Origin of the sequence: Reyranella sp., from assembly GCF_004297405.1 — a bacterium.
Lineage (GTDB): Bacteria > Pseudomonadota > Alphaproteobacteria > Reyranellales > Reyranellaceae > Reyranella.
The window spans coordinates 287,463-313,237 of record NZ_SCVC01000011.1; the positions used below are offsets into that span (position 1 = coordinate 287,463).

The following is a 25,775-nucleotide window of genomic DNA, read 5'->3' on the forward strand; positions in this document are numbered from 1 at the left end:
CACATGCAGAACTCAAAGCGAACCGTCGCTTCGGTCCATGAAGCTTTCCGGACCCTCGAAGGCGATGGGTTCGAAGTCCGCCGGGCCATCCCGTCGAATGCCTACGAGGCCATAGGCCCTTTCATTTTCCTCGATCAGTTCGGCCCGATCGACGTCCGGCCGGGCGAAGCGAAGGGCGCTTCAGCGCACCCGCACGCCGGCATCGAGACACTGACCCTGCTGCTGGAAGGCAGCCAGCGGCACAAGGACAGTCTCGGCAACACCAGCGCCATGCGTCCAGGCGAGGTCCAATGGATGCGCGCCGGCCGCGGCGTGATCCATGACGAAGGCCCCGACGAGGCGATGCGCCGCGACGGTGGTCACGTCCATGGCGTGCAGCTCTGGATCAACATGCCCAAGGGCGAGAAGCACGCCGAGCCGTCCTATCGCCACGTGCAGGCTTCCGAGATCCCGACCCTGCAACGCCAGGATGGGCGCGTGCGGACCCGTCTGGTTGCCGGAACGCTCGGCGATCTGGTCGGGCCGATCGCGACCTCGGGCAATCCCTTCGTCGTGCACGCTTCGCTGAAGGCTGGCGCCGAAACGGAACTCGAGACAGGCAATGCGGCGGAGCTTGCGGTCTACGTCATGGTCGGCGCTGTGAGCATCGGCGGTGACGACAAGCGCGTCGCTGCCGGCCAACTCGCGCGGCTGTCGGCCGGCCAGGTCGTGACCCTCACCGCCACAGAAGACAGCGAAGTGCTGTTGATCGGGGGCGATCCGCTCGACGCACCGATCCTGCGTCACGGACCGTTCGTCATGAACTCGATCGCCGAGCTCGAGCGCGCTGTCCGCGACTATCACGCCGGCCGCATGGGCCACATCGACATCTGAGTTTCTACAACCCCCAACCCTCAAAAGTGAAAGACGAGTGGAGAGTGTGATGACCAAGGTTCTTGTTCTTTATTATTCGAGCTACGGCCACATCGAGACGATGGCCAAGGCGGTTGCCGAGGGCGCCCGCGAGGCTGGCGCTCAGGTCGATATCAAGCGCGTTCCCGAGACGGCGCCGGAAGCGGTGGCCAAGGCCGCCCACTTCAAGCTCGACCAGGAAGCGCCGATCGCCAAGATCGAGGACCTGGCCAACTACGACGCCGTGATCATCGGCACGGGCACGCGCTTTGGCCGCATGTCCTCGCAGATGGCGAGCTTCCTCGACCAGGCCGGCGGGCTGTGGGCCAAGGGCGCGTTGCACGGCAAGGTGGGCGGCGCCTTCACCTCGACGGCGACGCAGCATGGTGGCCAGGAGACGACGCTGTTCAGCATCATCACCAACCTGCTGCACTTCGGCATGGTGGTCGTCGGGCTGGATTACGGCCACGCCGGCCAGATGACGCTCGACGAGATCACCGGCGGCAGCCCCTACGGCGCCACGACCATCACGGGCGGCACAGGCCAGCGCCAGCCTTCGGAGAACGAGTTGGTCGGCGCCCGTTATCAGGGCCGCAAGATCGCCGAGACGGCCAAGAAGCTTGCGGTCTAACGATTACTTGGGTGTTCTGAGACACTGAAGAAACAGCCGGCCGACTTGGGCCGGCTGTTTACTATGCGGTCTCAGCCAACGCTCAGGTCTTCAGAAAGGCCAGGAGGAGCCGGTTGACCTCCTCCGGCTGTTCCTGCTGCACCCAGTGGCCGGCGCCTTCGACGAAGTGGATTTCCTTCATGTTGGTGCAGGCGCTCTTCTGCATCTTTTCCAGCGCGCCGGGGGCTTGATAGTTACCCCAGTCGCTCTTGCCCGAAATGAAGGTCGAGGGCTGATCGATGGTGCGACCGGTGAAGATTTCGAGTTCCGGCGTCACGCGGCCGCTGGTTCGGGCGCGATACCAGTTCAAGCCGCCCTGGAAGCCGGTGCGCTGATACTCGCCGCTATAGATCTTGAGCTCGGTATCGGTGAGCCACTTGTTCGCCGCGATCTCGGTGGCGCTCGGCATTTCCTTGGCGACCGTCTCGGCCATGCCTTCGGCAAGGTCCATGATGTAGTAAGTCGGCATCTTGGCCAGCTCTTCGGCGATCCAGCCCTTGAGTTCGTGTGGCTTGTTCGCCTTCCAGTCGGCGCTCTTGTAGTGATAGTAGGCGCGCAGGAAATCGTGCAGGCCCTGTTTGGCGTGCCATTGGTTCTCGTTGGCTTCGCGCGTCGACTGATACCATTGGTAATGCTTGCGCGGCCGCGGCAGCGCTGCCATCGCGGCGTGGATGTCCGGCACCTTTCCGGCGGGTGGCTTGCCGACCGTATCGAAGGGCACGGCGGTGGGACCGCCGAAGGGCGCACTCATCAGCGCCATCCGCTTGAAGATGTCGGGGCGCGCGAGAGAGGCGTAGGAGGCGACCGTCGAGCCGAAATCGTGGCCGACGGCAGCCTCGGCCGTGCGATGGCCCAAGGCGTACAGCACGCCGATCGCATCGCGCAGCAGGTTGGTGAAGCGAAAGCCGATCTGATCGGCATCGTAGTCCGCATCCCATCCCGTCGTGCGGCCATAGCCGCGCAGGTCCGGTGCAATGGCATGATATCCGGCGGCGCTGAGCGCCGGCAGCACCTTGCGCCAACTGAAGGCAAGTTCGGGAAAGCCGTGGAAGAGCATCACGGCGGGCCGACCGGGCGTCTCGAAACCTGTTTCGAGGATGTGGATGTCGAGGCCGTTGATGCCGGGAAGAATGCGGCTGCGCACGCCGGCCGGCAGGACGGAAGAGGGAAGCGGTTCCATGGGCTGTGTGTCCGAGGCTTGAACGAAAGGGAGCGCGAGCCTACTTTGACCTTGTCGAAAAAGGCAGGCCGGTGTGGTTTAGTCCGGCGCTTTCGTCCGCTCTGCGGGCGATCGTCCTGACGGGAGTTTCGCTCCTTTGCCCCGCGACCTCGCGCTCACGCACTCCCGCGTTGGCGAACAAGAGGGACGTGGACCATGCAACAGCAGATTTCCGTGATCACGTTGGGCGTCGCCGATCTGGCGCGCTCCAAGCGTTTCTATGTCGGCGGCTTCGGCTGGAAGCCAGTCTTCGAAAATCCCGAGATCGCCTTCTATCAGATGAACGGCCTGGTGCTCGGCACCTGGCTCGCGTCGGCGCTGGACGCCGATTCCCGGCGGGAGAGCCGACCCTCCGGAGCCTTCAGCTTGGCGCACAACGTTGCATCACAAGAGGGCGTCCAGCCCTTGATCGATCGACTGGCGCAATTCGGCGGCCGGGTGCTGCGGCCGGCCGATGCGCCACCGCATGGTGGCTTCCGCGGCTACGTCGCAGATCCCGACGACCACGCCTGGGAAATCGCCTGGAATCCCGCCTGGCCGATCGCCGAGGACGGCCGGGTCACTTTTGCGATCTGAATAACCTTCAACTAAATGGTTGAATAGTCTGGCCGGGGCATTATGTTCAACCGTATGGTTGAACATAATGCCCCGGCTCTCGACCGCGTGTTCCGTGCGCTCGCCGATCCGACCCGTCGCGCGATGCTGCGTCGGCTGGCCGACGGCGAGCACAGCGTGGGCGAGCTCGCTGAGCCGTTCGACATGTCTTTTGCGGCCGCAGCCAAGCACGTGAAGGTGTTGGAAGAGGCGGGGCTTCTCAGCCGCACCATCGAAGGCCGCACTCATCGCTGCCGCATCGAGGCGGGGCCACTGGCCGAAGCCGATCGCTGGATCGCCTACTACCAGCGCTTCTGGACAGGCCGTCTCGACGATCTCGAAACCGCGCTGCTGCGCCATGCCCACCAGAAGAAGAGGAGTCGCAAATGACGACTGCATCCGACGGCTACGGCCGGATCATCGCGCCTACCGAAGTGCGCTTCGAGAGGTTGCTACCGGGGCCGATCGAAACGGTCTGGGAGTTTCTCACCGACGCGAAGAGGCGTGGCGAATGGCTGGCGCCCGGACCCATGGAGCTCAGGGTCGGCGGCAAGGTCAAACTCTTCTTCAAGCACGCCGATCTCTCGCCTCATCAGGCGCCGGCGCCGGAGAAGTACAAGAGCCTCGACACCAAGGGGCACGAGAGCGACCACGAGATCACGCAGATCGATCCGCCGCGCCTGCTGGCCATGACCTGGCCGAAGAGCTCGGAAGTGATCTTCGAGCTGAAGCCCCAAGGCAGCCAGGTTCTGCTGACGGTGACGCATCGCCGATTGGCGAGCCGCGAGGAGATGGTCGACGTCAGTGGTGGTTGGCATACGCATCTCGACATCCTGGTCGAGCGCGCCAACGGGCGGACGCCTCCTGCCTTCTGGATCGTATTTGGCGATATCGAGCAGGCGTACGAAAAGCGCTATCCCAAAGACTAAATTGGTGTTTCAGACTGCCCATATTCTCTCTGTGCCGCCGCACTCTCGCGAATATAATCCGTGAACGCGAGAGTCGACGGCCGCGAGGCTTGGTAGCGGGAGAAGTTTTTGGCGGCGATGGACAACACGAAGCTGTTAGAGACCATCGGCGCCCTTTACGACTGCGTTGCCGAGCCTGATCTCTGGCAAGCCGCCCTGGGCCGGGTCACGGAGATGACGGACAGCGTCCTGACCATGCTGGCCGTCATGGATCCATCGAAGAAGACAGCGCGGTTCTCGGCGGTCCATGGTGACCCGACCGTGCTTGAGCCGCTAGTTACCACTTACGCCGCTCATGTGCCGTTCTATTCGATCCTGTCCAAGTTCGAACTCGACGTGCCGCTCGATTTCGATGCGCTGTGCCGCCTGTACGGTCCGGAAGGCTACGACGTCTGGTACGCAAGTCGCACCTATACGGAATGGATGCAGCCCAATCGCTTTCGTACGGGGTTCAATCTTGCGGTGATGAAGCGTGACGAGTTTGTCGGTGCGCTCACCACCATCACCCGTGACGACACGCCGGCGACGCCGGCCAGCAAGGCGCGGCTGGCGCAGCTCGCCCCGCACATCCGGCGTGCCGTGAGCATCACGGATTTGTTCGAGGTGGAACGGCGCAGATCCAGGGTCTTCCAGGAAGTGATCGACAACCTGGCTCATCCCGTCTTCATCGTGACGAGCGACATGCGTCTCCTCTACGCCAACACGGCGGCCGAGGTTCTCCTGCGGGACGAAGCGTTCATCCGGCAGGCCGAAGGCCGGCTCACCATCGCCTATGCGCCGGCGCAAGCGTCGATCGCTCATGCTGTGGAACTCGGGCACCGCGATGAGTTCCTGCTCGGGACGGCCGGGATCGGCGTACCGCTCGTCAAGATGGAGCGACCCTCGATCGTCCATGTGCTGCCGCTGAACCGGCGTCACAACACGATCATGTCGCCTCAGGCCACAGCAGCGATCTTCATCGCAGCACCCGGGACCAATCCCATCCCGGCCATCGAGGCGATCGCGGCCTTGTTCGGATTGACCGCGGCCGAGAAGCGAGTCGCTGCCCTGGCGGCCGAAGGCATGACGCGCAGCGAGATCGCCAAGGCGAACGGCGTGTCCGACCATACCGTGAAGAGCCAGCTCGGCGTCGTCTACGACAAGACCGGCACCCGCGATCAACGGCAGTTGCAATTGCTGATGCGTGAACTCACGCCTCCGATCAGGACTGGCCGGCCGGACGAGACCTGAACCGAGTTCGTCGTAGGCATCACCCTATAGGGCGATGCCGGCCCCATCGACCATCCGATATTGCCTCCCGCCGGTTCGTCGTCGGGGAGAGTACAAGTGTCGGTCACTCGTTGGAAATCTCGCAGAAGCACGGTGCCGATGGCCATATCGGCGTTCGCCTTGGCAGCCACGGCAACGTCGGCATCGGCGCAGAGCCTCTGGACGGGGGCCATCGACAACGACTGGTTCAAGGCCGGAAACTGGAATCCGGCTGGCGTGCCGGCCGACAATGCCTGGATCGACAAAACTGGCCCGAATACCGTCATCGATGGTGGCGCGGCATCGGTGACAGGCGCCGTCACGGTGGGTCATACGGCAGGCTCGCTCGGCATGCTGACCATTCGCAACGGTGGTTCGCTCGTCAGCGCAAACGGTTACATCGGGCAGGAGGGCGCCACGGCCGGCATCGTGACGGTCGATGCCGCCTCCTGGAAGGTCGATAGTGCCTTTTATGTCGGCATGGCCGGTGGCGGTTCGGTCCTCGTTTGGAATGGCGGCAAACTGATAACCAACTATACGAATATCGCCGATCAAAGTACCTCCAGCGGCAGTGTTGTCGTCGATGGTGTCGGATCCGCCTGGAACAATGTCCAGGAAATCGAGGTCGGCCGCAGCGGCAATGGCAGGCTTCTGATCAGTAACGGCGGCGTCGTGATCAGCGCGGGCGCAAGGCTCGGCCTGAATCCCGATGCCGAGGGTATTTTGACGGTAGACGGCATCGGGTCACGTTGGCACAACTCGCAAGGTTTCAAGTTTGGTGATTTCGGCAACGCCACGGTGACGATCCGCAATGGCGGCACGATATCGGCCCCGCTTGGGATCATCCTCGCGGAGAAAGCAACCTCGGTGGCGACGCTTAACTTCGGCGCGGCGGCAGGCGACGCTCCGGTCGCGCCGGGCACTGTGACCGTAACTGCGATCAAGTTCGGCGATGGCGACGGCACGATCGTCTTCAACCATACGAGTGCCGCTTACTCTTTCTCTCCTCTTTTCATCGGCCAGGGCCGCATCGATCAGATGGCTGGCACGACGATCCTGACCGGGAGTTCCGCCGGCTTTTCCGGTCTGACAAACGTGAGTGGCGGCCAGCTCATCGTCAACGGTACGTTGCTCGGGACGACGTTCGTGACGGGCGGCGTTCTCGGCGGCACCGGGACGGTGGGCTATCTCGAGCCTAAGATCGGGGGCACGGTTGCGCCGGGCAACGGCTCGATCGGCACGCTGACGGTGACCAACCATTACGGTCAAGCGCCAGGCTCGATCTATCAGGTCGACCTCGCTTCGAGCGGTGTGAGCGACCGGCTCGTCGTGGGCGGCATCGCGCAGTTTCTCAATGGCTCGATGCTTCAGATCGCCAAGGCGGACAGCGGACCCTACGTCGCCGGCACGCGCTACACCGTGGTCACGGCCGCTACCAATATATCCGGGACGTACACACTCACCGGCGACACACAGATCTCGGCGTTCCTGGGATTCGCCGCCGCCTACGATAACAACAACGTCTATGTCGACGTCCTGCAGACCCGTTCCTTGACGGCAGCAGCCCAGACCGCGAACCAGCTCAATACAGCGGCCGGTCTCGGAACGTTGCCGGCGTCGGGGGCGCTTTCCACTGCCATCCTCAACCTCCCGAGCGACGCAGCGGCTCGTGTAGCTTTCGATCAGCTTTCGGGAGAGGTCCACGCCTCGATCAAAAGCGTCCTGATCTCCGACAGCCAGTTCTTGCGCGATGCCGCGTTCGGCCGTCTGCGCAGCGCTTCCGGCAGTCCGGGGACGGCAATGGCGCCGACCGTGGCCCAGGCTGAATGTGAGGCGGCGACATCATGCGCGACCATGGATCGCGTGACGTTCTGGACACGAGCCTTTGGCTCCTGGGGCCGATGGAACAGCGACGGCAATGCTGCCACGCTGTGGCGCGACACGGGCGGCTTCTTCCTGGGCGCCGACATTCCCGTAATCGAGGATCGGGGACGTGTCGGCCTCCTTGTCGGTTACAGCCGGTCGAGCTTTCAGGTCAGTGACCGCAACTCTTCCGGCACCAGCGATAACTTCCATCTTGGCTTCTATGGTGGGACACAATGGGGCGATCTCGCCCTTCGCCTGGGCGTTGCCCAGACATGGCATACGCTCTCGACCAGCCGTTCGATTGCCTTCCCTGGCTTCACTGACACAACCAAGGGCAACTACACCGCTGGTACTACCCAGGTGTTCGGTGAGTTGGGTTACGGTCTGGAGATGGGTTGGGCCTCCTTCGAGCCTTTTGCCAACGTGGGCTATGTGAGCCTTCGGACTGATGGCTTCAGCGAGACGGGTGGCGCCGCCGCCTTGTCGAGCTGGGGATCGGTCGCGAATGCCACCTTCACCACTCTCGGGATGCGGGCCTCGACTGATTTCACGCTGGGCAATGTCAATGCGGTGGCGAAGGCGAGCGCCGGTTGGCGGCATGCTTTTGGTGGCACGACTCCCGCCGCGACCTTTGCTTTCGCCGGTGGTGGACCATTCAACGTGTTGGGTGTTCCGATCGCACAGGATGCCGCTGTCATCGAAGCAGGATTCGATTTCCGTCTCGCACCCAACGCCACCTTAGGGATCTCCTATGGCGGACAGTTCGGTTCCGGCACGCTCGACCAATCCGTCCGCGGAAACCTCAGCATCAAGTTCTGATCGATGCGAGGCGCCAGTCGCGTTACGGGTTCGCGATCTGGTGCTCGTACTGTGGTTCGTCGCTGAAGATGACCAGGCTGCGAGCATAAGTTTCGCGCTCCAGACACGCCCGGTAGTCTGTCGTGGTCGGCGCCAGCCCATACTCCATGCAGGCGTCGCGCGAGTCGGCTGTCATGCGCGCCAGCGAGTAGGCCAGTTCCGGCTTGCCCCACTCGAGTGCACGTGTGGCCTGCGACAGGCAATATTCATAACCGGCTGACGAGGACCCGATGCCTTGTCCCAAGCAAATACGATCAGCCTGGCTTTGGGCCGATGCCGGCGGCGCTGACGGAACGATAGAAGCTGCGACGGCAACGAGAAGTGTGGTGCCGAGGGCGAGAGCGGCCCAATGGTGGGTACGAGTCATGGACTCCTCCACGCTGATGAATTGAAAGTGGTACCTAAGGAACGCGTCGGCAAGGGGACGGTTGCCCTTGTCCACTTTCCGCCGCATTCACGGCATGGTTCCTTGTCGGGAATGATTTTGTCCCGCCTTGAGGTCCTTCGACGCTGGTTGCGTGCGCGCACCCGTGCCTATCGCGTGCAACTGGCGCTCACCTTGCGGATGACCCTGGCGGCGATCCTGAGCCTCATCCTGGCCCAGGCCCTCGATCTCCCGCTGCCGCTCTGGACGGTGCTGACGGCACTGATCGTGACGCAGATGAGCGTTGGTCGGTCCCTCAAGGCTTCGATCGATTACATGCTGAGCACGGTTGCCGGCACGATCTATGGCGGTGCGCTGGCCATCCTGATTCCGCATCAAAGTGAATGGTCACTCCTCCTGGTTCTGTTCCTGGCCGTAGCACCTCTGGCCTTGCTGGCTGCACTCAAGCGCAATCTCAACGCCGTACCGGTCGCGTCGATCATCATCGTGCTGATGCCGGCCATCGCCCATACCAGCGGCCCCTTCGACACCGCGGTCTATCGCGTGCTCGAAGTATCGCTGGGTGTGATCGTGGGGTTCCTGGTGTCCTTCCTCGTTCTCCCGGCAGGCGGCCACCGGTTGGCCCGTCAGGAAGCGGCCCGCGTGCTCGATCTCCTGGCCAAGGTGCTCGCGCGCCTGCTGCCGGGACCAATGGCCGATGTGGAGGCCGAAGAGTTACGGCAGCTCTATGACCGCATCGGTCAGGCTCTCGGCGACCTGACTGTGAGCGCCACTGAGGGCGAGCATGAGCGCTCCGCCGGACTCTCCGCCGAACCCGATGTTCGCCCGTTGCGCCAGACGCTGGCGCGCTTGCGCCATGACGTGATCACGCTCCGCCGTATCGTGCGCGGTGAATCCTTGCCCGAGCCGCTACAGTCGCGGCTCACGCCCAAACTTGTCGAGGTCGGTCGCGCAGGCGGTGAATATTTGAGGGCAGCGGGCATCGAGCTGCTGGCCCGCCGTCTGCCTCCCTCCGCCGATCGCCTGGAGGCGGCATTCGTTGCCGCCGCCGCCGAGATTGCGGCACAGCGCGGCGAAGGGCTGACGCGCGGCCTGTCCGACGACATGGTCGGCCGCTTCTTCGCGCTGAGCTTCGCGCTCGAACAGTTGCGGCAGAACCTGCGCCAGCTCGGCCGCGAGATCGAGCGCTCGGCTCGCGCTCAGTAGCTCTTGGGCAGGCCCAGCACGCGCTCCGCGACATAGCAGAGGATGAGCTGTTCGCTCACCGGCGCGATCCGCGCGATCATCACTTCGCGCAGGAAGCGCTCGACGTGGAACTCCTTGGCGTAGCCGTAGCCGCCATGCGTCAGGATCGCCCGTTCGCAGGCGTCGTAGGCCGCACGCGCCCCGAGATACTTGGCCGAGTTCGCCTCGGCGCCGCATTCCTTGCCGTTGTCGTAGAGCCAGGCGGCCTTGAAGGCCATCAGGTTGGCGGCTTCGAGCGTCATCCAGCTCTCGGCCAGAGGATGCTGGATCGCCTGGTTCTTGCCGATGGGTCGGCCGAACACGACACGCTCCTTGGCGTACTGCGTGGCGCGGGCGAGGGCGGCCTTGCCGATGCCGATCGCCTCCGAAGCGATCAGCACGCGTTCGGGGTTCAGCCCGTGCAGGAGGTAGTGGAAGCCCTTGCCCTCCTCGCCAATGCGATCCTCGAGCGGCACCTTCAGTCCGTCGATGAACACCTGGTTGGTGTCGATCGCCTTGCGGCCCATTTTGTCGATCTCGGTGATCTCGACCTTGGAGCGGTCGAGATCGGTGTAGAAGAGCGACAGCCCGTCCGTCGGCTTCTTGCACTTCTCCTTGGGCGTGGTGCGCGCGATCAGGAGCATCTTGTCGGCGACCGAGGCGGTCGTCGTGAAGGTCTTCTTTCCGTGCACGATGTAGCCGTTGCCGTCGCGCTCGGCCTTGGTATCGAGTGCAGTGGTGTTGAGGCCGGCGTCGGGCTCGGTGACAGCGAAGCAGCCCTTGACCTTGCCTGCGATGATATCCGGCAGGATGCGCTTCTTCTGCTCTTCCGTGCCGAACACCACGATCGGGTTCGGCCCGAAGATGTTGAGATGGATTGCCGACGCGCCCTGGAGGGCGGCACCGGACTCCGCCACCGTCTGCATGACCAGCGCTGCTTCGGTGATGCCGAGACCGGCGCCGCCATATTCCTCCGGCATGGCGATGCCCAGCCAGCCAGCGTCCGCCATCGCCTTGTAGAAGTCGTTGGGGAAGCCGCCGTCCTTGTCCTTCTTCAGCCAGTACTTGTCGTCGAACTGGGCACAGAGCTTGGCCACGCTGTCCTTGATGGCGAGCTGGTCTTCAGTGAAGGCGAATTCCATGGTGTTACCTGTTGAGTCCTAGCCATTGCATCATGATCGGATTGAACTGTTCCGGCCGCTCGACATTCGGCAGGTGGCGCGCCTTGGCGATGTCTTCGTAGCGCGCCCCCGGGATCTTGGAGGCGATCAGCCTGTTGCGGTCCGGCGGCGTCGCCTGGTCGTCGTCGCCACATACGACGAGGGTCGGCGTCTTGATGGTGGCGAGCCGGTCCAGATAGTCGAAATTCTGGATCGCCGCAGCGCAGCCCAGGAAGCCAGGGCTCGATGTGCCGCAGATCGTCGAATGGATTTCCTTCCAGCGCTGCGGGTTCGTTCCTTTGAACTCGGCCGTGAACCAGCGTTCCATATTGCCGTCGGCTAACAGCGCCGTACCACCCTTGCGGACGGCCGCCTTGCGCTGATCCCACAGGCCAGCCGAGTCGTCGGGCGAGGAGGGGTGCGTGTCGCAGAGCATCAACGACTTCAACCGGTCGGGATAGGCCAGCGCAAAACCCTGGCCGATCATGCCGCCGATCGACAGGCCGATGTAATGCACCTTGGCGATGCCCAGGAAATCGAGGGCGCCTTTCACGTCGGCCGCCAGCGCGTCCATCGTGTAGTCGCCGTCGACCGGCTGGCTGCCGCCGTGGCCGCGCATGTCCAGCCGCAGCACGCGATAACCGGCGGCCAGCAGCGGCACGAGCTGCTCGTTCCACATGCCGCCATCGGCCGACAGCGAATGGGTGAAGCAGACCACCGGCGCGTTCTGCGGCCCGGCGAGGTCGAAGTAGATCTTGTGGCTGTTATGGGAGAAGAGCATGGCCTTCCCTCACATCGCCGAGATGCCGCCGTCGATCACGACTTCCGAGCCGGTCATGAAGCTCGATTCGTCGGAGGCGAGGAAGACGAGCGCCCAGCCCACTTCCTCGGGCCGGCCGAGGCGGCCGATCGGGACCTGCTTGCCGAGCTTCTGCTGCATCAGGTCCTGGCCGAAGCGGTCGCGATACTTGTCGAGGATCGGTGTGTCGATGAAGGTGGGATGCACCGAGTTGCAGCGGATGTTGTAGCCTGACTTGGCGCAGTGCAGCGCCACCGACTTGCTGAGGAGGCGCACGCCGGCTTTGGCCGAGTTGTAGGCCGCCATGTTGGCGCCGGCGATGATGCCGGAGATCGACGAGATGTTGATTACCGAGCCGCCCAGGCGGCTGGTGTGCTTCTTGATCTCGGAAACGCCGTGTTTGCAGCCGAGGAACACACCGTCGAGGTCGATGGCGTGGACCTTGCGCCACTCCGCGAGTTCGATCTCCTCGACGGTCTTGCTGAGGCCGATGCCGGCGGAGTTCAGCAGCACGTGCAGCGCGCCGAACTTGTCGACCGTTTCTTTGATCGCGGCCTTCCAATTGTCCTCGCTGGTGACGTCGAGCTTCACGAAATGGCCCGAAGAACCCAGCTTGTCGGCCATTGCCTTGCCGCGATCCTGTGCGATATCGGCGACTACCACCTTGGCGCCTTCCTGCACCATCAGCGCCGCCGCGTTGGCGCCGAGACCCGATGCGCCACCCGTGATCAAGGCCACTTTGCCGGCCAGACGATCCGTCATTTCTTCTTTCCTCCCGAAACTGCTTCCCGATGAGCGATGTAGGTCGTGGCGGCCACGATGATCGCGGCGCCGACGAAGGTCCAGACGTCGGAGGTCTTGCCCCAGACCGCCACGTCCATCAAGGCGGCCCAGACGATCCCTAGGAAGGTGATGGGTTGCAGGGCGGAAATGTCGAGGAGGCGATAGGCCCAGGTGATGAAGAAGTAGCCCATGGTGCCGAAGAAGCCGGCGGCCAGGAACAGCAGGAGCTGCATCAGGGTCGGCGTCTGCCAGAACCAGAGGCCGAAGGGGGCAAAACAAACGGTGGCGATCATCGTCTGCCAGAAGACCACGAGGGCCGGTCGATCGCGGCCCGACACGGCTTTGGCGACGAGATTGGAACCGGCGATCAACGGCACTGCGCCGAGCATCAGCCAGATGCCGGCATTCGCCTCGGCGAGGCCTGGCCGCACGATCACCAGCATGCCGAGGAAGCCGATGGCAACCGCCGTCCAGCGCCGTGCGTGGACCTTCTCCCCGAGGAAAAGCACGGCGCCCAGCGTGACGAAGATCGGACCGGTGAAACCCAACGCCGCCATGGTGGCCAGCGGCAGCCAGACGACGGCCTCGTACCAGAGGGCATAGCCGGAGGTATGGAACATGCCGCGAAAGCAGTGCAGCTTGAAATCGCGCGTCGCCATCCCCGCGATGCCGCCGTACCACAGCATGACGGGCGCGATCACGACGACGCCGGCCAGCCAGCGCCCCCACGAAACGAGGAGTGGCGGCAGTTCGGTCGCCAGCTCCTTTACCGAGGTGTTGAGCAGGGTGAAGAAGATGCCAGATATTACGGCGACGACGAAGCCGCGGGCTGTGCGCGATGGGATGAACCGCGACAGGGAGTCGGGAGCTTCGACGGCGGGGGCGGACATGGGGCATCCGGCTTGCCTGCGCCACGAACGCCGGTCAACCCGCAGGTTTTGCAGGTCAGTCCAGCGTCACCCGATAGCGGCTGATGGCCAGGATCGAGACCAGCAGCAGCATCGCCAGTAAAGCCGCAAGCGCGGTCGCGATGTCGTCGAAGCTCGCACCCTTCAACATGACGCCGCGCACGACCCGCATGAAGTGGGTGGCCGGCAGCGCCTCGCCGATCCATTGCGCCCACACCGGCATGCCGCGGAAGGGGAACATGAAACCCGACAGCAGGATCGACGGCAGCATCATGAAGAACGAAGCCTGCATGGCCTGGAGCTGGTTCTGCGTCAGCGTCGAGATGGTAAAGCCGATGGCGAGGTTCACGGTGATGAACAGCGCCGTTCCGACCGAGAGAAGGGTGACGCTGCCTTCGATCGCTACGTCGAAGAGCAGGCGTGAAACGATCAGGATGACGGCGACCTGCACCGAGCCGATCACGATGTAGGGCACGATCTTGCCCACCATGACCTCAAGTGGCCGCACCGGCATGGCGAGCAGGTTCTCCATGGTGCCGCGCTCGCGCTCGCGGGTGACGGCGAGTGCCGTCATCATCACCATGGTCATGGTGAGGATCACGGCGAGCAGCCCGGGCACGATGTTGAGCCGCGACTTGCCCTCGGGATTGTAGCGGCGCTGCACCACCAGTTCGACCGCGTCGGGCTTGTTGCGCAGGCTACTCAGCGGGCCGACGAAGTCGTGGGCAGACAATGCCTGATTGATCGCGCGCCCGGCAGCGGCCAGCGGGTTGGCCGTGGCTAAGGGATCGGTTGCGTCGGCGTCGATCAGGATCTGCGCGCGCTCGCCACGGATCAGCCGGCGCGTGAAGTCCGAGGGGATGGTCACGACGAACTGCACATCACCTTGTTGCAGGAGCGCGCTCGCTTCGTCCTCGCTTTTTGGCTGGTGTGTGAATTTCATGTAGCCGGTGTTGGAGAGCGCCGAGAGAACGGTGCGCGTGATCTGGCTCTGGTCGGCAGCGATGACGGCGGTCGGCAGACGGTGCGGGTCGGTGTCGATCGCGTAGCCGAACAGCAGGAGCTGCATGATCGGCATGCCGAACATCATCGCGAAGGTGAGGCGGTCGCGGCGGAGCTGGAGCACCTCCTTCACGATGATGGCGGCAAGCCGCTTCCAGGCACCACGCCACATGGTCAGGCCTCGACGCCGGGTGCGTTGTCGTGCGCCCGTCCCATGAGATGGATGAAAATGTCCTCCAGTGTCGGTTCAGCCTCCTGCCAGACGACGTTGGGATCGCCACGGAAGGGCTCTATGGCGCGTTCGAGTTCGGCTCGGTCGGGACCGCAGACATGGAGCGTCGTGCCGAACGCGGCCGCGGCGCTCACGCCCGACGCATCGCGCAACTTTGGGGCAAGCCGATCCGCGCCCGGGCCGGTCGCCACGAATGCGAAGAGGCCGGATTGCCGGATGATGTCCTCGGCGGTGCCGCGTGCCATCAGCTCGCCGTAGGCGATGTAAGCGATCTCGTGACAGCGCTCGGCTTCGTCCATGTAGTGCGTCGACACCAGCACGGTGATGCCTTCAGCCGCGTAGGTATGGATCTCGTCCCAGAACGCGCGGCGTGCCTTGGGATCGACGCCGGCGGTCGGTTCGTCGAGCAGCAGCAGCTTGGGCTCGTGCAGGACGCAGGCCGCGAGGGCCAGGCGTTGCTTCCAGCCGCCGGAGAGCGATCCAGCCAGTTGGCCCTGGCGTGTCGTCAGCCCCAGTCGTTCCAGCGATTGGTCGACACGGGCTTTCAACCGGTCGAGCCCATAGACGCGGCCGACGAACTCGAGATTCTCGCGAATGGTGAGATCCTCGTAGAGACCGAAGCGCTGGGTCATGTAGCCGGTCTGCCGCTTGATCGCCTCGCGGTCGTGCACGAGGTCATGACCGAGACAGGTGCCACCCCCTTCGTCGGGGGTCAGCAGGCCGCAGATCATGCGCAAGGTCGTGGTCTTGCCTGAACCGTTCGGCCCGAGGAAGCCGCAGATGCGGCCCTGTTCGACGGCGAGACTGAAGCGATCGACGACGGTGCGCGTGCCGTAGCGCTTCACCAGATCATGGACGTCGATCGCCCGTGTCATGGCGCGGTTCCAAACGGTTCGACGGCGACGGGAAGACCCGGCTGCAGGGGCGTGGCCAGCTTGGTGGGCCGTGCTTCGACCAGGAACACGAGCTTGGTCCGGGCGCTCTGAGAATAGATGACGGGCGGCGTGTACTCGGCGCGCGGTGAAACATAGATGATTGTCGCCTTGAGGCCGGATGGGCAGGAATCGCAGGTAAAGGACACTTCGTTGCCGGGGCGGGCCCGCGCCACGTCCTCTTCGGGTACGAAGAAGCGCAGCTTCACCCGGAAGTCGGGCAACAGGGAGACGACAGGCGATCCGGCTGGCACCCATTCGCCGACGTTGAAGAAGGTGTTTTCGACCAGCGCGTCTTCGGGCGCGACGGGCATCAGGTCGTCGAGCTTCTTCCTCGCCTGGTCGACGTTGGCCTGGTTCTGGACGACCAGCGCCTTGGCGGCGTCGATCTCGTCGGGGCGCGCGGCGAGATCGCCGACTTTTTCCTGCGCGGCGAGAGACGCCGCGCGCGAGCGGAGTTGGCGCACCTGGGCATCGGCCTGGTCATAGGCCTGGCGTGTCGTGTAGGCACGTTCGAGAAGCTGCGCCTGGCGCTTGAGCTCGACCTCGGCCAGCGCCAGAGACGCTTCGACCTCACGGCGTTGGCCACGGATGACGTCCTGCTCTTCCTGCCGCTTGCCGGTCAGCATGTTTTCGTAGCGCGCCTTGGCTTCGGCGAGGGCTGCTTCGGCACGTGCGACCTCGGCCTTGGCGACCACGGGATCGATCACGAACAGCCGATCGCCTTTCTTCACGCGGCCGCCGCGATCGACCGGCCGTTCGAGCAGCCGTCCGGCGATGGGGGGCGCGATCAGGCTGGTCTCGCCTTCGACATAGCCGAGATACGTCGATGTGTCGGAGCCGAGGCCGATGAAAGCAAGCATGCGCTCGCCCCAGACAACATAGGAGACGAGCGCCGCAGCAACGAGTGCTGCGATGACGACGAAGGGCGCGCGTTTCATGATCAGGCCTCCGGAGCGGGGCGTAACGCGTGCAGCATCAGGTCGGCGTGATGGCGAGCCAGCGCTCGCACATCGAGCTTCTCCGCGCCGATCGGCTCGAACACTGTGCGCCAGAGGCCGGCCAGCAGCATGGCGCCCATCATCGAGCGCACCGTCATCGCCGGATCGACCTTGCGGAACTCACCTTGCTTGATGCCGCGTGCGATCAGCTCTTCGAGCAGTGGCAGGCCGCGGCCGATCACTTCCTTCAGGTAGAACTGGCCGATCTCGGGGAAGGCGCGGGACTCGGCGATCACCAGCTTGGCGATCGAGGCCATGGGCGTGTCCTCGATGCGGCCGGCCATAAATTCGAGGATGCGGGGCAGCAGGTCGGCCACGGGGCCACGATGGGCGGCCAGCATCGTCTCTACCGTCATCAGATTGGCGGTGATGGCCTGCCGGATCACACCTTGGAAGAGGGACAGCTTGTCGTCGAAGTAGAGGTAGATCGCCGCCTTGCTGAGGCCCGCGCGCCGGGCGACGTCGTCCAGCCGCGTGCCGGCGAAGCCCGTTTCGACAAACTGGGCGAGGGCGGCGTTCAGTATTTCCTGCGGCCGTTCGGCCGGTGCGCGACGCTGTTTGACCGGCTTCATAAAACTAACTTACCAGTCAGTTAGTTGAGTTTCAAGAGGATGCCGATCCTGCAGGCGGCAGCCTAGACTGGCCGTTTGGAGGGACCTCCCATGGACACAATGCTCGAAACGTCGCTGCGTGCCTGCCGCACGCTCGATCCCAAGCCGGCAACCCCCGTCCTGTTCGCCCACTTCGTGCTGCGCTCTTCGAACATCCAGCCGATGATCGACTGGTATTCGACGGTGCTGAACATGCATGTGGTGCAGCGCACCGAGTACATCTGCTTCCTGACCTACGACGACGAGCATCACCGGCTCGGCATTGTGAACCTCGCCGGACTCACGGCACCCGATGCGAAGACATCCGGCCTCGCCCATGTCGCCTACACCATGGCCGATATCGGGGCGCTGCTCTCGACCTATCGCCGCGTGAAGACGCTCGGCATCGAACCGTCGCGCTGCATCCATCACGGTCCGACCGTGTCGATCTACTACCGCGATCCCGACGGCAATGGCGTCGAATTGCAGGTCGATCGCTACGCGACCAAGGAAGCGACGGCGGCCTATTTCCAGACGGCCGAGTTCAAGAAGAATCCGATCGGCGTTGTCTTCGACCCCGAGACACTGGTTCAGGCCTACGAGGCCGGTGCACCTGAAAGCGAGCTGCTCACCATGCCCGAGGGGCCGCCGGCAGCGCCGCAATCGCCACCCAAGCCAAACTGAGTCTGGCCTAGAACAGCCAGGCCAGGGCGGTTCCGCCCATGAGGATGAAGAGGATCGCCGTGCCGACGACGAGGCGGTTGGCCGGGCGATAGCTGCCGCTCTCGATCATCCGGCCGACATGCAGGTAGTGCCAGATCGCACCGCAAAGCATCACGATGCCGAGAACGACGAGGCCAATGCCCAGCTTCTCGACGTGACGGTTGGTGATCTGACGCACTTCCGGCACGACCTGATGCATCTCCACGAGGAAAAGGCTGAAGCGGTTGATGGCGACGCCGAGCGTCATCACGGCAATCGATGTCCGGATCCAGGCGAGGAACGTCCGTTCGTTGGCGAGATGATCGCTGATGTGTCGGTTGATGGGCGCGTTCTCCACGGCATTCCCTCCAGACAAGAAAAAGGGCGCGACCCCGAAGGATCGCGCCCCGCTTTTCTCCGTCAAGTGACGGCTTAGTTGTACTTCGAGATCTCGAGGCGGCCGACCTGGTCGCGATGAACCTCGTCCGGACCGTCGGCCAGACGCAGCGTGCGCTGGTGGGCGTACATGCTGGCCAGCTTGAAGACCTGGCTGACGCCACCGGCGCCGTGGAGCTGCAGGCAGCGGTCCACCACCTTGGAGGTGATGTTCGGCACCGCCACCTTGATCATCGCGATCTGCTGGCGGGCTTCCTTGTTGCCGTACTTGTCCATCGCCCACGCGGCCTTGAGGACCAGCAGGCGGGCCATGTCGATCTCCATGCGCATATCGGCGACATGGGCCTTGGTGACGCCCATCTCTGAGATGCGCTGGCCGAAGGCGACGCGGCTCTTGGCGCGCTTGATCGCCATTTCGAGCGCACGCTCGGCGACGCCAATGGCGCGCATGCAGTGATGGATGCGGCCCGGACCCAGGCGGCCCTGGGCGATCTCGAAGCCGCGGCCTTCACCCAGCAGGATGGCCGACTTCGGCACGCGCACGTTGTCGTAGATCACCTCGGCATGGCCGTGCGGGGCGTCGTCGTAGCCGAACACATGCAGCATCTTGACGATCTTGATGCCCTTGGCATCGCGCGGCACGACGATCATCGACTGCTGGCGGTAAGCCGGCGCGTTGGGATCGCTCTTGCCCATCAGGATGATGACCTGGCAGCGCGGATCGCCCATGCCCGACGACCACCACTTGCGGCCGTTGATGACGTAGTCGTTACCATCGCTCTCGATGCGGCATTCGACGTTTCGCGCATCGGACGAGGCGACCGCCGGCTCGGTCATGGCGAAGCAGGAACGGATCTCACCGTTCAGCAGCGGCTTCAGCCACTTCTCCTTGTGCTCCTTCGAGCCGTAGCGGGCGAACACTTCCATGTTGCCGGTGTCGGGGGCGGAGCAGTTGGTCGATTCCGAGGCGATCGAGGAGCGGCCCAGGACTTCGCAGATCGGCGCGTATTCCAGGTTGGAAAGGCCCATCGTGCCATGGGTGTCGCCCGAATCGCGGTCGGCCGGCAGGAACATGTTCCACAGGCCGCGCTTCTTCGCCTCGGCCTTGCATTCCTCGATGATCGGCGGGAGCTGCCAGCGATCCTTGGCCTTCTCCATCTGCTCTTCGTAGACGGGCTCGGCCGGATAGATGACCTCGTCCATGAACTTGTTGAGCTTCTCCAGAAGCGCCTTGGTGCGATCCGAATATTCGAAATCCATCGCTCTTTCTCCCTTTGTGCTGCGGCGCACTCTGGCCGAAAACCTCGCCAATGTGAACGGGCATTCAGGTCGGAGACGGTACCCACGACGCCGCATGCACGGCCGGTTTCGGATCGCGGACGAAGTCGAGCCTCACCGCGAGTGCATGCCGCAACAGACACGCTAGTATCCATACCGAGGGAGAACGCCCGTGAACCTTGTCGGAATGAACGAGGGATTCGTGCTGGTCGCCAAGCGCGACTGCCAGACCTGTGAACTGGTGCAGCCGGTGGTGCGCGAACTGGCCGCCGGGGCGCGACCGCTCGCTGTCTACAGCCAGGACGATCCGGCTTTCCCCGAGGGCGTGGCCGGCGTCCGCGATGACCGTGCCCTGGAAGTCTCTTTCCGTCTCGGCATCGAAACCGTGCCGACCCTGATCCGCCTCGAAGGTGGCCGCGAGGTCGAGCGCGTTGTCGGCTGGCAGCGTGACGAGTGGCGGGCGTTGACCGGCGTCAATTCGCTGGGCGAGGGCTTGCCAGCGTGGCGGCCGGGCTGTGGCTCCAAATCCGTCGAGCCCGGCATCGTCGACGAACTCGAGATCAAGTATGGCGACGTGCCGTTCCAGGCGCGGCGCATCGAGGTCGGTGAGCATGAGGACGAATTCGAGGCGATGTATTCGCGGGGCTGGTCGGATGGCCTTCCGACGGTGCCGCCGACGCGACTGCGCGTGCATCGCATGCTGAAGGGCACAAACCGCGATCCCAAGGACGTGCTGGGTCTGCTGCCGCCCGACCTGCAGCCGATCACGGTCGAGAAGGTGGCCATCAATGCTGTCATGGCAGGCTGCGCGCCGGAATACATGCCGGTGGTGATTGCCGCAGTCGAGGCCGCGCTCTCCGAGCCCTTCAATATGCATGGTGTACTGGCGACCACCATGTTCTGCGGCCCGATCATGATCGTGAACGGGCCGATCGCCAGGGCCATCGGCATGAACGGCCGCGGCAATGCGCTGGGGCAAGGTAACCGTGCCAACGCCACGATCGGCCGCGCCCTGCAGCTTTGCGTGCGCAATGTCGGCGGCGGGCGGCCGCAGGGTGTCGACCGTTCGACCCTGGGAACGCCCGGCAAGTACACCTTCTGCTTCGCGGAGGATGAGGCGGGCTCGTTCTGGGAGCCGCTGTCGGTCGAGCGCGGCTTTGCCAAGGGCAGCAATACCGTGACCCTGTTCGCCGGTGACGGCGTGCACGGCGTCGTCGATCAGCAATCGCGTACGCCGGAATCGCTGTCGCGTACCTTTGCGCTCAGCCTGCGCGGCGTGAACCATTGGAAGCTCGCACAGGGAGCCGATGCCATCCTGGTCGTGAGCCCCGAACACGAACGCACCTTCAAAACGGCCGGCTGGGACAAAGCACGACTGCGCCGGGAACTCGACGCCTTGCTCGAACTGCCCGCCGAAGAGATCGTGCGTGGGGCGGGTGGCATTGCCGAAGGTGTGCCGGCTGCGGCGCTGGGCGACCGCAAGACCATCCCGAAGTTCCGCAAGGGCGGACTGCTGATCGTGCGGGCCGGTGGCGACGCCGGCATGTTCTCGGCCGTGATTGCCGGTTGGGGCGCCTCGGGGCCAATCGGCAGCACACCGGTCACCATCGCCATCAAGGATTGAGGAGGAAACGGATGGAACTGCTCGACCCAACATCAGAGATTTCGCCCATACGGCGTGCCCGCAAGGCGCCGCCCGACAAGATCGCTGGCTTGACCGTGGGGCTGCTCGATATCTCCAAGCCGCGCGGCAACATTTTCCTCGACCGCATCGAAGAGCGGCTGACGGAAAAGGGCGTGGCGGTGAAGCGCTACAAGAAGCCCACTTTTACGCGGCCTGCCCCCAATGATCTGTCGCAGAAGATCGCCAGCGAGGTCGACCTCGTGATCGAAGGCCTGGCCGATTGAGGCTCTTGCACATCGTGCAGTCTGCACGACATCAAGACCCTCGACGACAAAGGCATTCCCGGCGGCTACGTCGCCTCTTCGGTGTTCGTGGAAGCAAGTGAGGCGCAAGCCCAGTCGCTCGGCTTCGAGCCCGGCGTCGTCTACGTCCCGCATCCCATCCAGGACCGCACCGACGACGAAATGCGGGCGCTCGCTGACCAGGCATTCGAGCAGGTGCTGGCATTGATTGAGCGCGCATAGAGCCCTGTGCGGCACGCACGTCCAGGGTAACGATGCCTCTTGCCGACGGCGTCGTTGCATCCCTAAATCGTCGACAATGACGATTTAGGGAGAAGCGTGTTGGACAGCATTATGCAAGCACCGTTCAAGCCGATCGACTTTCTCAGCCGCGACGTGTCGGCGGAGCGGCGGGCCGACGGCACGATCGTGCTGCAGTCGAACCACAAGCTGAAGCCTTACCAGAAGCACGTGCCGGCACTGCTTGCACGCTGGGCGGCCGAGGCGCCGGACCGGATCTGGCTGGCGCAGCGCCGCGGTCCTGATCGGGAATGGCTGAAGGTCACCTATGCCAAGGCCAAGAAGCAGGTCGATGCGGCGACCCAGGCGCTGCTCGATCGCGGGTTCGGGCCTGACAAGCCGGTGATGATCCTGTCGTCGAACTCCATCGAATTCGCGCTGCTCACCATGGCAGCCATGCAGGCGCGGACGCCGGTTGCGCCGGTGTCGCCGGCCTATTCGGTGATGAGCCAGGATCATGCCAAGCTCCGTTACGTCTTCGACCTGATCAAGCCCGGTCTCGTGTTCGTGCAGAACGGGGAGATTTACGCCCGTGCTCTGGCCTCGCTCGATCTCGAGGGCGTGCTGCTGGTCCATGTCGACAAGGCGCCGCCCAAGATGCAGTCGCTGCCCTGGAGCGAACTGATCGCCACCCGGCCGACCGAAGCCGTCGCGGCGTCGATCGAGCAGATAGGGCCCAAGACGACGGGCAAGTTCCTGTTCACTTCGGGCAGCACCGGCATGCCCAAGGCCGTCATCAACACCCAGGAGATGATGTGTGCCAACCTGGCGATGGGGCAAATGTCGCGCACCCGCAAGGCCAGCGATCCGCCGGCCGTGATGCTCGACTGGCTGCCGTGGAACCACACGATGGGCGGCAACGCGACCTTCCAGGGCAATCTGGCCGACGGCGGCACGACCTATATCGACGACGGCAAGCCGTTGCCTGGCCTTTTCGAGGAGACATTGCGCAATCTGCGCGAAGTCTCGCCGACTTACTTCGCCAACGTGCCGGCGGGCTACGCCATGCTGGCAACGGCTCTGGAAAACGACAACGCGTTGGCCAAACGCTTTTTCAAGAACCTGAACTCGCTCGCCTATGGCGGCGCTACTCTGCCAGACGATCTTTACCAGCGGATGGAAGCGTTGGCCGTGAAGTACACGGGCTACCGTCTGCCCTTCGTCACCGGCTGGGGTTCGACCGAGACATCGCCGACGGCGACCACAGTGCATTGGGCTTCGGAGCGTGTCGGCCTGGTCGGGCTGCCGTATCCCGGCGTGCAGCTCAAGATGGTGCCGACCGGCGAGGAGGGCCGCTACGAGCTACGCCTCAAGAGCGTGATCGTGACGCCGGGCTATCACAAGCGACCCGACCTCACCGCCCAGATGCTCGATGAAGAGGGCTTCTACAAGATCGGTGATGCCGGTCGCTTCGTCGATGCCAGCGATCCGAGCCTCGGCCTGATCTTCGATGGTCGCGTCGTCGAGGACTTCAAGCTGATGAGCGGCACCTTCGTTCTGGTCGGTACCCTGCGCACGGCCGCGATCGCGGCAGCCTCGCCGGTACTGCAGGACGCCGTGATCTGCGGCCAGGACCGCGAATATGTCGGCCTGCTGGGCTTCCCCAACATCGCCGCCTGCCGCCAGCTCGCGGCAGATTCGGAGGCTCGGCTCACTACGGCCGAGCTGCTGGCTCACCCTGCCGTGGTCGGCACCCTGAAGGCCGGCCTTGCGAAGATGAACGCCGAGGGCGGCGGCTCGTCGATGCACGCGAAGCGTGTCCTGCTGATGACCGAGCCGCCCTCGGTCGATGGCAACGAGATGACCGACAAGGGCTACATCAACCAGCGCGCGACGCTGGAGCGCCGCAAGGCGCTGGTCGAGAAGCTCTACGCTGGGGGCGAGGGCGTGATCGTGATCTAGGAATTGAGGGGCCGACTATTCGTCAGCCCGCGATTCCCGAATGCGGCGCGTGCCCTGGAACACCGGCTTCAGCGGATCCATCACGAAGCGGATCCGCGGCAGGTCGGTGTCCACGGTGCAGCAGGTGCCGATGATCGGATCGGCGAGCGTTACGTTGGGCGCGTGCCATGCCGCGGCGTCGAAGGCCGAGACCTGCGGCTTGCCGCGCTCGGACTTGTAGAAAGTGTACTTCGGGTCGACCTGGATCAGCATCGGCTGGGTCTGGCCATCGAGCGGCGCGTTCGCCGCCGTCACCCAGTTGATGTATTGCACGTCGTTGCCGGCCACCGGCTGCGGGTCGACCAAAGCGCAATCGAGGATCGTCTTACCGTCCTTCTTCGCCGTGCCGATGATGCGGTCGTGGCGCCGCACGAACTTCACCTCGCCGACGTCGATGGGGAAACCCCAGCGCGTGCGCAGCGCCTCGGCTGCAGCCGAGCTGCTCGCGACGGCACCGAGCAGGAAGCCGCGCGGATGGACGCCGGCCCGGCTGCCCAGGCGCAGCACTGCAAGATTGAACGGACCGACCGGGCTCTCCGGATACTTCGTGACGGCGAGGATCACGTAGGAGGGCAGCGCGGGGTGCATTGCCTTGGGCAGCAAAGCCTCCGTCGTCGTGCGCGGCACTTCGATCAGGAGCTGCATCATCTCGGCCTTGGGCAGCGTCCAGGCCTCGGTGTCGAGATTGGCAAGCGTCGGCAGGCGGGCGGGCGATTGCGTGATGTCGAGCGATCCATAGAGGGGCATGGTTACTCTCCCGCCGCGGCGGCCACATGGCCGGGTTTCTTGGCGAAGTGTGGCATCACTTCCTTGGCGAACAGGCGCAGGCTCGCCATAACCTGGTCCTGCGGCACGACCTCGTTGGCGTTCAGGATGAAGTTGATGCAGTCGACGCCGAGCGACTCCCATTTCTTGACGGCACGGATGATGCGGGCGGGATCGCCGTAGGCCATACCTTCGGTCTGCTGCTCGTTGGCATCGGGGCCGGTGGCGGCACGGCGCAGCGCCGGCAGCAGGCCAAGCGACTGGTACGACGGCGAGGAGTAGACCTCGCGCGTCGAGATGAGCTGCGTGGCGAGATAGTTGAAGGTGTTGCCGAGCTTCTTGCCCATCTCGACGCCAGTCTTCTCGTCCTCGTGACAGAACAGGAAGTTGGTGGTGGCGACCTGTTCATTAATGAAAGCGCCGACCGGCTCGCAGTTCTGGATGCGACGGCGATACTCCTTGATCTTCTTCTCCTGCTCCTCGAAGCCCGCGAAGGAGAGGCCGAGGCTGCCCAGCCCGCGGTCGGCCGCGTCGATCTCGGTGCCGGGGCTGGTCACGGCGACCCACATCGGCGGGTGCGGCTTCTGGTAGGGCTTGGGCAGAATGGTGCGCTCCGGCATCGACCAGAACTCGCCCTGATAGGAGAAGGTCTCCTGCATCCACATCTTGGGCAGGCAGCGCACGAACTCATCCCAGCTCTTCTTAGTCGTATCGGGATTGGCGCCGAAGCCGCCGAGCTCGGTCCAGGTCGCTGACCGTCCGGTGCCGACATGCAGGCGGCCACCCGACAGCAGGTCGAGCGTGGCCGTGCGCTCGGCGATCTTGATCGGGTGATTGAACTCCGGGACGCAGACCACGATGCCATGCCCGACCTGGATACGCTTGGTCAGCACGGCGCAGGCGGTCAGGAACAGCTCCGGGGCGGAGCAGTGGGAATACTCTTCGAGGAAATGGTGCTCGACGGCCCACACATGATCGAAGCCCAGCTCATCGGCTAGCTTCACCTGTTCGAGGCAGTTGTTGTAGACGGTGCGTTCCTTCTCGGGCGTCCAGGGACGCGGAATCGAGATCTCGTAGAACAGGCCGAACTTCATGGCGTCCTCCGCGGTTGCGAAACGCTAGGCTTGCCCGGCGGCGTGTGCAACACCACCATGGCAT

Annotated in this window: 26 protein-coding genes; 12 read left to right on the forward strand and 14 right to left on the reverse strand. The window is 64.1% G+C overall.

The window, feature by feature from the left end; all coding sequences use genetic code 11:
- Positions 1 to 3: 3 nt before the first annotated feature.
- Positions 4 to 873 (forward strand): pirin family protein, encoded by an 870-nt coding sequence (locus tag EPO50_RS09260; protein WP_296343189.1) that lies wholly within the window; start codon positions 4 to 6, stop codon positions 871 to 873.
- 49 nt (positions 874 to 922) lie between these two features.
- Positions 923 to 1,522, forward strand: a complete 600-nt coding sequence (gene wrbA, locus EPO50_RS09265; protein ID WP_296343191.1) for an NAD(P)H:quinone oxidoreductase — start codon at positions 923 to 925, stop codon at positions 1,520 to 1,522.
- Positions 1,523 to 1,604: 82 nt separating this feature from the next.
- On the opposite strand, the gene EPO50_RS09270 is transcribed toward wrbA, so the two are convergent.
- Complete coding sequence (locus EPO50_RS09270; protein ID WP_296343193.1) at positions 1,605 to 2,741, reverse strand: alpha/beta hydrolase; 1,137 nt, start codon at positions 2,739 to 2,741, stop codon at positions 1,605 to 1,607.
- A gap of 195 nt (positions 2,742 to 2,936) precedes the next feature.
- Between EPO50_RS09270 and EPO50_RS09275 the strand changes: the two genes are divergently transcribed.
- The 5 genes from EPO50_RS09275 to EPO50_RS09295 all read left to right on the forward strand — a co-directional run bounded on the left by EPO50_RS09275 (position 2,937) and on the right by EPO50_RS09295 (position 8,275).
- A complete protein-coding gene (locus tag EPO50_RS09275) occupies positions 2,937 to 3,356 on the forward strand; it encodes a VOC family protein (protein ID WP_296343195.1) in 420 nt (139 codons plus the stop codon).
- A 54-nt stretch (positions 3,357 to 3,410) separates the two neighbouring features.
- Complete coding sequence (locus EPO50_RS09280; protein WP_296343196.1) at positions 3,411 to 3,764, forward strand: helix-turn-helix transcriptional regulator; 354 nt, start codon at positions 3,411 to 3,413, stop codon at positions 3,762 to 3,764.
- On the forward strand, positions 3,761 to 4,303 hold the full coding sequence (locus tag EPO50_RS09285; protein ID WP_296343198.1) for an SRPBCC family protein: 543 nt from the start codon (positions 3,761 to 3,763) through the stop codon (positions 4,301 to 4,303). Before EPO50_RS09280 ends, EPO50_RS09285 begins: the two co-directional genes overlap by 4 nt.
- Positions 4,304 to 4,420: 117 nt before the next feature.
- Entirely contained in the window at positions 4,421 to 5,572 is a 1,152-nt protein-coding gene (locus EPO50_RS09290) for a helix-turn-helix transcriptional regulator (protein WP_296343200.1), read from the forward strand.
- A 138-nt stretch (positions 5,573 to 5,710) separates the two neighbouring features.
- Entirely contained in the window at positions 5,711 to 8,275 is a 2,565-nt protein-coding gene (locus tag EPO50_RS09295) for an autotransporter domain-containing protein (protein ID WP_296343202.1), read from the forward strand.
- Between the two features lie 22 nt (positions 8,276 to 8,297).
- Here EPO50_RS09295 and EPO50_RS09300 read toward each other — a convergent pair whose 3' ends face one another.
- On the reverse strand, positions 8,298 to 8,681 hold the full coding sequence (locus tag EPO50_RS09300; RefSeq protein ID WP_296343204.1) for a hypothetical protein: 384 nt from the start codon (positions 8,679 to 8,681) through the stop codon (positions 8,298 to 8,300).
- Positions 8,682 to 8,792: 111 nt separating this feature from the next.
- Here EPO50_RS09300 and EPO50_RS09305 point away from each other — a divergent pair, with 111 nt between their 5' ends.
- The gene (locus EPO50_RS09305; RefSeq protein WP_296343206.1) at positions 8,793 to 9,905 is read left to right on the forward strand and encodes an FUSC family protein; all 1,113 of its coding nucleotides are present in this window, start codon (positions 8,793 to 8,795) and stop codon (positions 9,903 to 9,905) included.
- Here the strand turns inward: EPO50_RS09305 and EPO50_RS09310 are convergent.
- The 8 genes from EPO50_RS09310 to EPO50_RS09345 are packed head-to-tail and all read right to left on the reverse strand — an operon-like array spanning position 9,899 to position 17,312.
- A complete protein-coding gene (locus EPO50_RS09310) occupies positions 9,899 to 11,065 on the reverse strand; it encodes an acyl-CoA dehydrogenase family protein (protein ID WP_296343208.1) in 1,167 nt (388 codons plus the stop codon). The two genes, EPO50_RS09305 and EPO50_RS09310, sit on opposite strands and share 7 nt — an antisense overlap.
- 4 nt (positions 11,066 to 11,069) lie before the next feature.
- Positions 11,070 to 11,864 (reverse strand): alpha/beta fold hydrolase, encoded by a 795-nt coding sequence (locus tag EPO50_RS09315; RefSeq protein WP_296343209.1) that lies wholly within the window; start codon positions 11,862 to 11,864, stop codon positions 11,070 to 11,072.
- A 9-nt stretch (positions 11,865 to 11,873) separates the two neighbouring features.
- On the reverse strand, positions 11,874 to 12,644 hold the full coding sequence (locus tag EPO50_RS09320; protein ID WP_296343212.1) for a glucose 1-dehydrogenase: 771 nt from the start codon (positions 12,642 to 12,644) through the stop codon (positions 11,874 to 11,876).
- Entirely contained in the window at positions 12,641 to 13,555 is a 915-nt protein-coding gene (locus EPO50_RS09325) for a DMT family transporter (RefSeq protein ID WP_296343214.1), read from the reverse strand. Before EPO50_RS09325 ends, EPO50_RS09320 begins: the two co-directional genes overlap by 4 nt.
- Positions 13,556 to 13,610: 55 nt before the next feature.
- On the reverse strand, positions 13,611 to 14,747 hold the full coding sequence (locus tag EPO50_RS09330; protein ID WP_296343216.1) for an ABC transporter permease: 1,137 nt from the start codon (positions 14,745 to 14,747) through the stop codon (positions 13,611 to 13,613).
- Between the two features lie 2 nt (positions 14,748 to 14,749).
- Positions 14,750 to 15,682 carry an ABC transporter ATP-binding protein gene (locus EPO50_RS09335; RefSeq protein WP_296343217.1) on the reverse strand — a complete coding sequence of 311 codons (933 nt, stop codon included), beginning with the start codon at positions 15,680 to 15,682 and terminating at the stop codon, positions 14,750 to 14,752.
- Positions 15,679 to 16,680, reverse strand: coding sequence for an HlyD family efflux transporter periplasmic adaptor subunit (locus EPO50_RS09340; RefSeq protein WP_296343219.1), 1,002 nt, complete (start codon positions 16,678 to 16,680; stop codon positions 15,679 to 15,681). The genes EPO50_RS09335 and EPO50_RS09340 overlap by 4 nt, the downstream gene beginning before the upstream one ends.
- A gap of 2 nt (positions 16,681 to 16,682) precedes the next feature.
- Positions 16,683 to 17,312 carry a TetR/AcrR family transcriptional regulator gene (locus EPO50_RS09345; RefSeq protein ID WP_296343221.1) on the reverse strand — a complete coding sequence of 210 codons (630 nt, stop codon included), beginning with the start codon at positions 17,310 to 17,312 and terminating at the stop codon, positions 16,683 to 16,685.
- A gap of 90 nt (positions 17,313 to 17,402) precedes the next feature.
- On the opposite strand from EPO50_RS09345, the gene EPO50_RS09350 reads away from it, so the two are divergent.
- A complete protein-coding gene (locus EPO50_RS09350; protein ID WP_296343222.1) occupies positions 17,403 to 18,014 on the forward strand; it encodes a VOC family protein in 612 nt (203 codons plus the stop codon).
- A gap of 7 nt (positions 18,015 to 18,021) precedes the next feature.
- On the opposite strand, the gene EPO50_RS09355 is transcribed toward EPO50_RS09350, so the two are convergent.
- Entirely contained in the window at positions 18,022 to 18,390 is a 369-nt protein-coding gene (locus EPO50_RS09355) for a DUF202 domain-containing protein (protein ID WP_296343224.1), read from the reverse strand.
- Positions 18,391 to 18,464: 74 nt separating this feature from the next.
- A complete protein-coding gene (locus EPO50_RS09360; RefSeq protein WP_296343226.1) occupies positions 18,465 to 19,688 on the reverse strand; it encodes an acyl-CoA dehydrogenase family protein in 1,224 nt (407 codons plus the stop codon).
- A 190-nt stretch (positions 19,689 to 19,878) separates the two neighbouring features.
- On the opposite strand from EPO50_RS09360, the gene EPO50_RS09365 reads away from it, so the two are divergent.
- From EPO50_RS09365 to EPO50_RS09375, 3 genes are all read left to right on the forward strand, one after another.
- Positions 19,879 to 21,330, forward strand: coding sequence for a thioredoxin (locus EPO50_RS09365; protein WP_296343228.1), 1,452 nt, complete (start codon positions 19,879 to 19,881; stop codon positions 21,328 to 21,330).
- 11 nt (positions 21,331 to 21,341) lie between these two features.
- Positions 21,342 to 21,854 carry a UGSC family (seleno)protein gene (locus EPO50_RS09370; protein ID WP_296343230.1) on the forward strand — a complete coding sequence of 171 codons (513 nt, stop codon included), beginning with the start codon at positions 21,342 to 21,344 and terminating at the stop codon, positions 21,852 to 21,854.
- A 111-nt stretch (positions 21,855 to 21,965) separates the two neighbouring features.
- On the forward strand, positions 21,966 to 23,813 hold the full coding sequence (locus EPO50_RS09375; RefSeq protein ID WP_296343406.1) for an AMP-binding protein: 1,848 nt from the start codon (positions 21,966 to 21,968) through the stop codon (positions 23,811 to 23,813).
- A gap of 15 nt (positions 23,814 to 23,828) precedes the next feature.
- On the opposite strand, the gene EPO50_RS09380 is transcribed toward EPO50_RS09375, so the two are convergent.
- Together EPO50_RS09380 and EPO50_RS09385 are read right to left on the reverse strand one after the other, a co-directional pair.
- A complete protein-coding gene (locus EPO50_RS09380) occupies positions 23,829 to 24,599 on the reverse strand; it encodes an acetoacetate decarboxylase family protein (protein ID WP_296343233.1) in 771 nt (256 codons plus the stop codon).
- Positions 24,600 to 24,601: 2 nt separating this feature from the next.
- Positions 24,602 to 25,711 carry an LLM class flavin-dependent oxidoreductase gene (locus EPO50_RS09385; RefSeq protein ID WP_296343234.1) on the reverse strand — a complete coding sequence of 370 codons (1,110 nt, stop codon included), beginning with the start codon at positions 25,709 to 25,711 and terminating at the stop codon, positions 24,602 to 24,604.
- Positions 25,712 to 25,775 lie beyond the last annotated feature (64 nt).